Annotated in this window: 7 protein-coding genes, 1 tRNA gene and 3 pseudogenes; 4 read left to right on the plus strand and 7 right to left on the minus strand. The window is 38.3% G+C overall.

Going from position 1 to position 7,640, the window contains the following annotated elements; translation table 11 throughout:
* Both JCM2765_RS18425 and JCM2765_RS15480 read left to right on the plus strand, forming a co-directional pair.
* Positions 1-196: pseudogene (locus JCM2765_RS18425) on the plus strand (hypothetical protein); the annotation flags it as partial.
* A 20-nt stretch (positions 197-216) separates the two neighbouring features.
* Positions 217-564 carry a DUF3139 domain-containing protein gene (locus tag JCM2765_RS15480; protein ID WP_054737467.1) on the plus strand — a complete coding sequence of 116 codons (348 nt, stop codon included), beginning with the start codon at positions 217-219 and terminating at the stop codon, positions 562-564.
* Between the two features lie 411 nt (positions 565-975).
* On the opposite strand, the gene JCM2765_RS15490 is transcribed toward JCM2765_RS15480, so the two are convergent.
* The gene (locus JCM2765_RS15490) at positions 976-1,539 is read right to left on the minus strand and encodes a DUF536 domain-containing protein (protein ID WP_054737469.1); all 564 of its coding nucleotides are present in this window, start codon (positions 1,537-1,539) and stop codon (positions 976-978) included.
* A 276-nt stretch (positions 1,540-1,815) separates the two neighbouring features.
* Positions 1,816-2,265: pseudogene (locus JCM2765_RS15495) on the minus strand (replication initiation protein); the annotation flags it as partial.
* 22 nt (positions 2,266-2,287) lie between these two features.
* Between JCM2765_RS15495 and tnpC the strand changes: the two are divergent.
* Positions 2,288-3,442 (plus strand): IS66 family transposase, encoded by a 1,155-nt coding sequence (tnpC, locus tag JCM2765_RS15500; protein WP_054737470.1) that lies wholly within the window; start codon positions 2,288-2,290, stop codon positions 3,440-3,442.
* Between the two features lie 303 nt (positions 3,443-3,745).
* Here tnpC and JCM2765_RS17305 read toward each other — a convergent pair.
* From JCM2765_RS17305 to JCM2765_RS19215, 3 genes are all read right to left on the minus strand, one after another.
* A tRNA-OTHER gene (locus JCM2765_RS17305) sits at positions 3,746-3,834 on the minus strand.
* A 38-nt stretch (positions 3,835-3,872) separates the two neighbouring features.
* Positions 3,873-4,250, minus strand: coding sequence for a large-conductance mechanosensitive channel protein MscL (gene mscL, locus JCM2765_RS15505; RefSeq protein ID WP_054737471.1), 378 nt, complete (start codon positions 4,248-4,250; stop codon positions 3,873-3,875).
* 57 nt (positions 4,251-4,307) lie between these two features.
* The gene (locus JCM2765_RS19215; protein WP_156301828.1) at positions 4,308-4,589 is read right to left on the minus strand and encodes a M48 family metalloprotease; all 282 of its coding nucleotides are present in this window, start codon (positions 4,587-4,589) and stop codon (positions 4,308-4,310) included.
* 31 nt (positions 4,590-4,620) lie between these two features.
* On the opposite strand from JCM2765_RS19215, the pseudogene JCM2765_RS15515 reads away from it, so the two are divergent.
* Positions 4,621-4,998: pseudogene (locus JCM2765_RS15515) on the plus strand (IS30 family transposase); the annotation flags it as partial.
* A 42-nt stretch (positions 4,999-5,040) separates the two neighbouring features.
* On the opposite strand, the gene JCM2765_RS15520 reads toward JCM2765_RS15515, so the two are convergent.
* Complete coding sequence (locus JCM2765_RS15520; protein WP_016526703.1) at positions 5,041-5,340, minus strand: hypothetical protein; 300 nt, start codon at positions 5,338-5,340, stop codon at positions 5,041-5,043.
* A 1-nt stretch (position 5,341) separates the two neighbouring features.
* Entirely contained in the window at positions 5,342-6,202 is an 861-nt protein-coding gene (locus tag JCM2765_RS15525) for a ParA family protein (RefSeq protein WP_054737473.1), read from the minus strand.
* Positions 6,203-7,640: the final 1,438 nt, after the last annotated feature.

Genomic DNA, 7,640 nt, shown 5'->3' on the forward strand with positions numbered 1-7,640 from the left:
AAATTATTTGACAACTACTAGCTTGTACCACAAGAATCCTAGTTACTGTTCTAAATATGTTTACTTAGCTTATTGGTGGGGGACAAGTCATAAAGGAATGAAAGGCGGTCTTATGTGGGTGTTCCCATTCTCAATGACAAATGTTTTTTCAGGGACTTACAAGCCAAGTTATATTTATAAACTAACAACAAAATGAAAAAGAGGTGTGGATTAGTTATGCTAAAAAAAATTGGGTACGTAATAGCTTTATTATTAGGATTCTTTTTAATAGTTTGGCTAGCCATTTATTGGCAACATCGCACTTATTTTACTGGAGCCGTTCGAACGTACATGGTTGCCCAAAAGATTCCAACAAATAGCATTAAAAGTCAGAACATCGTTTTTAATTGGGTCAATATGGGGCAATGGGAGGAAGATGTTTCAATTCGCCACCAACACCATACCTATCAATATATTTATAATATGTCTTGGCAGGATAAAAAGGTTTCCCTAAGTATCTATGATCATCGGGAAGGTGTTAAAGATACTCTAGCTCCTTATCCACCCTTGGAGTATGATCGTTAATTTAATTTTTGCAAGCTTTAATATATTACAAAAACAATGTATAGGAGATAAATAAAAATTGTCATTAACTGAATTGGGGAGCTTTGTACTACTTATTTCATTAGTCTACTGGTGGTTGTTAATGTGGCATTCATTTAAATTAACCAGGAAAACGTTAGTAATTTTAAATACCGTTGGCACTGCCTTAATGACCGTTTTGACGTGGCCCATCACCTATGGAATGTTACTGATTCCGATTTTAATTATTTACGCTGTATCGACTTTTATCATCTTTAAATTACCACTGGCGACCAAATAGTATGAAGAAAAAATTTTTACTTTGTACAACTGTCCAAGGCGATAAGGAAATGGGCTCTTTGTCAACTATTTCTGGGTTCGATCACTGATTGCTTGATGAAAGGAATAGAAAGACTACCAAAAATGCCACCAACTTTTATTGGCTTTACTTTTGTATAATCTTTCTTGTTCCTTATCGGATTCAGTAACTTTATTTTCATTTTGCTTGTCGTTTTTATCCTTGATGTGCCTGGAATTATCACTATTCGACAAGGTATCGTCCTTGTCGTTTGATTGTTGTTGAGTTGCACTAGAAGGTTCAAGCAAACCACTCAATTTCTGAACATGCTCTTTTAATCGATGGTTTTCTGCAACCGTTGCTATCTGTAATTTTTGCTGCTGATCTAAGGCTTGTTGTAAATTTGCAATTTGTTGATCTTTAACATCAAGTTGTTTCAGCAAGATCTGATCAATATTTTTGTCCTTGTCGTTTTCAGCTTGCCGATTTGGTTGTCGTTCTTGTCGTTTTTGCTTGTCAAAATTAGCAAGCATTTTAACGCCTTGGTTGTCTATTTCTAGATGGTTTTTAACTTTGTAAGTGTGTTTGCTTCGAAAGCCATTAATGCTATTAATACGTTGATTAATAGCTTGTTTTGACAATTTAAATTCTTCTGAAAGTTGCCGAATAGTCTTGCCCAATAGTTTCACCGCCTAATTAATCCGTCTTAAATTATAAGTTAAAAACGACAAGAAAACCAATCGACAAGCAAAACTTAAACTTGGTTGTCGATTGGTTTTCTTTAGGTATCAATATTCAAGCTAAACTATAATTGATTTGGTTCTGGTTGTTGCCACCAATGAATGTTGCTTTAACAGTAAATATCCCGAATTAACAACAACTAAAGTTTGCATCTAGTTTTTTCCCTAATGGCTTGTTTTGATACACCAAACTCATCAGCAAGTTCTCTAATAGTTTTAGGCATGATTTCCAAACCCCTTTAGGAGTTCAGCAAGTGCTTCTTGTCTTGCTTGATCTCTTATTTTTTTATCGTGCTCGGCCTGTTTATCAGCCAATGCTTGTTTCTCAGTAGAGCCTAAAGTTAACCCCTTAACCTTGTCAATGGCGCGCCATTTTTCCTGCTCTGTTAATTCACCATTATGCTGAATATTGAAAAGTTTTTGACGTTCGTCTTGTAATTGACCTTGTGAGAAGTCATTGGCGTCTTTCTTTTCGGGCTTCCAAGCAAAAGTATAACCAATCACTGGTTTTCCGCGCCCTTTACCATATTTTTTTCGTATAGTTAGGCCTCTAAACAAAGGGGTTAGTTCTTCTTTGATCGGGCGAATAACCCTGGATTCAACATTTGTCGGCTTGCTCCAATAGCTTTGTGGAATATCTAGTAATTCAAAGAAATTGGAACCAGAGCAGACTGGTGAACAAAGCGAAGTGTCGACGACAGTCGGCACTGTTGAAAGACGTCCGAGACGAAAACGAGCTGAAGTCAATGTTGCCAATCTGCCCCACAAAGAAGTCGTTATTGATACGCCTGACCAGCACTGTGAGCACGGACATCAATTAGTTCGCATTGGTAAGCAATTTAAACACCATCAACTGATTAGCATTCCAGCTCAACATTACGTGGAAGACGTTTATGAAGCCACCTATAAATGTATGGACTGCGAACTGCTGGATGGTGACAGCCATTTTTATCACGGTAATGCGCCCAAATCATTAATTGCGCATAGCTTAGCGTCACCATCAATAGTGACCGAAATTGCCTACTTCAAGTATGAATTAGGCGTACCTTTGTATCGTCAAAAAAATTATTGGCAGCATCAGGGAATTGGTATTAGTGATCAGTGTATGGGTAACTGGCTGATTAAGGGTGCTGAAACTTTAAAACCAGCCTATCAACTACTGCATGAACGCCTGGTGGCTCAATCATTTTTACAAGGTGATGAAACGCCTTATCAGGTGTTACCAGAGCCCGGTAAAGCTGCCACCAGCAAGTCATATATCTGGTTAGCTCGCACGATTCGGCAAGCAGAACACCAAGTGGTGTTCTACCATTATTCACCGAGTCGGTCTGGCGCGGTCGCTGAGGAACTATATCGTAACTTTACCGGTGTCCTTCAATGCGATGGGTACCAAGGGTACAATAAAGTGGGCGATTCAATCACTCGAGGTGGCTGTTGGGCACACGTTCGACGTAAGTTTTTTGACGAAGCTAACGCTGATCCAAAACATTTTAAAGCTTCTCAAGGATTAACGCTGCTTACAAAAATGTTTAATCTGGAACGTGAATGGCAATCATTGACTAGCGAAGAGCGTCTTACGTTACGCCAAGAAAAGTTGAAACCATTAATTGACACCTTCTGGACTTGGTGTAAATCAACTCAGACCTATGCCAATAGTCGGTTAAACAAGGCCATCACGTACGCGATTGGCCAACAAAAGGCTTTAAATCAGGTATTAAACTTTGGCGAATTAGACTTCACCAATAATGCATCGGAACGTAACGTGAAAAGCTACGTTATCGGGCGGAAGAACTGGCTGTTCTCCACTAACCGAAGGGTGCCGAAGCCAACGCCATCTGGATGACTCTGATTCAGAGTGCCAAAGCCAACGGATCAACCCCCGTGATTATATCGAATATCTACTAAAAACGATGTCACAGTTGCCGACTTTCGCAAAAGAAGCACAACTGGAGGCTTGTTTACCGTGGAATTATAAATCTGATCAGAAATTAGCAACCGCATAAAACACAAAAACGGACTAACTCAATTATGAGGAAGTCCGTTTTTTGTTTCAATACGTTCGGTTATAGTGTGCTTACGAACAAAGGCAACAAATAGCCGACAATAATTGCGTGTCAGCTATTTGTTGCCTTTGTTCTAATTTGAACGCGAGTGGCAGGGGTCGAACCTGCATCTATTGGGGTTTTACTGTTGGGCAGTAGATAATTCATTGTTCTACCGTTGAACTACACTCGCATGGTGAATCCACTATCTTTGTAGGTAGTGGATTCGTTTTAACGTGTTTTTTTTAAAATTTCAACAATTTCGGAAAGATACTTTTCTTCTTTTGTGGGAGTAGGTGTTTCTTCCGAAGAGTTATCTTTAGCTGGCATCATTTTATTAATCGCTTTGACCAGCAAAAATACCACAAAGGCAATAATTAGAAAGTTAATAATGGAATTGATAAATGATCCATATTTAAATGTGGCATTGCCAACCTTAAATACGAGGCTTGAAAAGTCAATTTGTCCTAAAAAAATACCAATTAACGGATTGATGATATTGTCAACAAGTGACTTAACAATGGCCGTAAATGCAGCACCAATAATAACACCGACAGCTAAGTCCATTACATTACCACGGGCTATAAATTCTTTGAATTCTTTTAACATAAAATCCTCCTAATTTTTCAGCTTTTAACGTCATCAGTGTTTGGACAAAATTTTAAATCACTTGTTTTTAAGTTGCTCCACAACCATGTATTCCAAATTGGCAGGAATTCCAAAGACATCCATAAACTTGACTACGTTGTCACGTGCAAGTCCTAGTTTGTCGCAATAATCTACTAATATATTTATTGCACCAGCATTAGCATTGCTTTCAATCTGAGATTTTGAACTATCGCTAGTGAAATACAGAATTCCCATATCCTTATTTAAAATATGTGAAATTTCATGAGCTATTATAAACGGTAGCTCTTTTTTATTGTGCCAATTACCATTAATGACAATTTTACGATTTTTACAATCAGCGGCAGAAGATTGGGCCTACCGATTAAAAAACCGGACAGCAGTAACTGTTAATGAAGCCCTAAATAAGTTTCTAGCAACTTTTAATGGCCCGGTGCATAGTTTTACGGTGGACCGTGGCACTGAGTTTAGTGGGCTAGTATCACTTGAAGCACAATACGGTATTAAGACCTATTACTGCCATACTTATACGCCAGCTGAGCGCGGCAGTAATGAACGATTTAATCGGAACTTACGCTATTTTTATCCTAAGGAGACTTATTTTGAGCACATTAGTGCTTAAGGCTTGAAAACCACCTTACTCGAAATTAATCAGAGACCACTTAAAATACTTGACTGGCAAACACCTTATCAGTTCATGCTGACCAATTTGTCAAAAAATTCGGATTAAATTTGCAATCTACCTCTTTCTTTTATTTTAATGTAGCACTGCTTACATATTCTCCCGCAATACGGTATACCTGCGCTGTTGTTCCTCGGTCATATCCTTGTAATACTGGTCAATAAGAAGCTGGATAATCTCGTAGTCGAAGCTAACATGTTCAATTGTCTTCAGGACTTTCATATCCTTGTAAGTCTCTGCGGATACCTTAAGGGATTTTTTCTGATTTTTTGGCATAGAGGAAGATTTATTCTCTTTTTTCGTAGCATTATCTGTTGCATGGTACTCTTCTGATGGCTTTACCGCTCCGGTAACCCTTCGTTGAAGAATATTAGGCTTTTTACTTGGCATCTTACTTGGCCTCCTTATCATCTATAAATAAGCCAATCCGGCTTAATAACTCATCGGTAACTTGCTGGTACTTGTCTAACACTCGCTTATCGAAGCGGTCCTTATCGGTAATTCCATTAATTGGGAATCGTTTAATCCGGGCCATTTGAGTAACAATATTTGTGAATACATTTTCTTCTCCAAACTCATCCTTAGCAGATTGTATGATTGTCTGATCGACACCGTTACGGGCATCGTGAAGCATTGGCAAGATACCAATTACCTCTATATCTAGCTGATACTCTTGCTGAAGTTTAGAAAGGGTATTCACATACTCTTCTGCACCGGATAGACTATCATCGTGTGTTTGCAAGCTGATAAGTGCAAAGTCTGAGAAGATAACAGCATTACGGGTAATCTCAATACTAAATGGTGGCACATCCAACAGAATTACATCATATTTCTTCTTCAATGGATTAAACAAGGGTTCCAACAGATGTGTTTCTTCGTACTCATTATTCGTATTCTGATATAAATATTTCGTGAAATCTTGGAAATCAATATATGAAGGAATTAGGTCAAGGTTATCCATTATCTTAACTGGTAAGTCTGTTAGATCTTTCTCCTGTACGCCTACCATCAGAGTTTTTTTAATTGAGTACACGGCATCTTCCTGCTGACTTTTCGTTAACATTAGTGTTTTAGTGGCGTTGGCTTGTGGGTCTAAGTCTGCAACCAACGTATGTATTCCCATTTTAGCTAAGGTATAAGCGATGAGATACGTGTTAGTTGTTTTTCCCACGCCACCCTTTTGATTACCAATCACAATGGTTAATGCCTCATCACGAGACTGTATAGCCTTTACTACGTCTGGAATATCCATAACAACGACCTCCAATTGATTTTTAATTAGTATATCACAATTTAATAGCAAAAGGGATATTTCCCTAAATAGTTATTTAGATATATAGAATTAGGGATATATAGAAATTGGGATAAAGGGAAAAAGGGATACTTATCGACTGAGAACACTGTTAGAATGGGAATTAAAAATATGCCTAAATAGAAAAAGGGATATAGGGATAATTATATTTAGGGATAATTCTATTTAGGGAAAAATATATAAAGGGAAAAAGGGAAATTAAATATAATTGTTGACAGATATCCTATGAAAGGGCTATAATCATTGGTATTGGCAGTCCTATTATATGATGTGTTTTTAACATTATTTCCACCGTTTGCTGTACTAACTGTGAATCATGGGGGATACTGTCAGTAGTTCAAAAGAAGTAATACCTAAAAAACTGCATAAAAAAAACACCCACCGACGGGCATCGGTGAGCGCCACACAAAAGTCAAATCATTTAATGACTATTATATCATGGCCGGTGCGATTTTTAAAGCCCTAGGGGACAAGCTGGGGTCTAAATCCAAGGGGACACGTTTGCCAGTGCGACTTCAATAAGTCTGGCTATACCACAACAAGGTCATCTGTACGGCTGGGTGGTGAATGGTGAGCGCGACCATTAACGGCGCGGGTGGTAAAACGAAGCTTCGGCTTGGTGCCACTGATTGGTTGGCAATCGAACAAAAATAAATACGTATTGCCAACGCCTATTAGGGCGTTTTTTAATAGGTTAAACCGAAAACGTAGGTTTATAATGAGTGGTGGTAGCAATACCGCAATTGTACAGACAAGCGACGGGCGTTAACGACCGACGAACTAAGGGGAAACTTTTAGTAGTAGAATTGCACTCTGGTTCAGTTATTCCAAATAGCTGATTCCAGGGAACAATTCTGCGCTCAAAACGTCACTCCCTCTAAACTGAATGGAAAACCATAACCCGTCAAGTCAAATTCCAAAGAAAAAAAGAAAGTTGGTGGAATTGTTGGAATGTAAGGATTACATTGTTCCATTGAATCCAGATGTGATCGTTAAGAAGACAATCTATCGGAGTTCTGCAAGAATTACTGAGCGACAAAGGAACCAAGTGAAGAGAGTTTTGCGTAGTCAAGGGTATCAGGGAAGAATTAGTAGTATTCGATACACTCGGGTAAATTACAAGTATTCATTTAAAGTATCAGTGAAGTATCAGGGAATGTCGGTAAGTTTTTGGTTAATACAAAGAATGAGACAGTTGAATTTAAGGGAATGGTCTAGGAGTAATACCAGTAAATTTCACAAAATTTCTTTCCCCAATTAAAGCCAATCTGAGACCTATACCACTTCCTTTTTGGACAAGTTCACAATCAAAAAATAACGGAATGTGGAAGTACCGCGGTGAATGTGGGTTACTTGGGATAAGCCGCCTTATGTGAAT

It is taken from the genome of Secundilactobacillus similis DSM 23365 = JCM 2765 (assembly GCF_001311075.1).
GTDB lineage: Bacteria > Bacillota > Bacilli > Lactobacillales > Lactobacillaceae > Secundilactobacillus > Secundilactobacillus similis.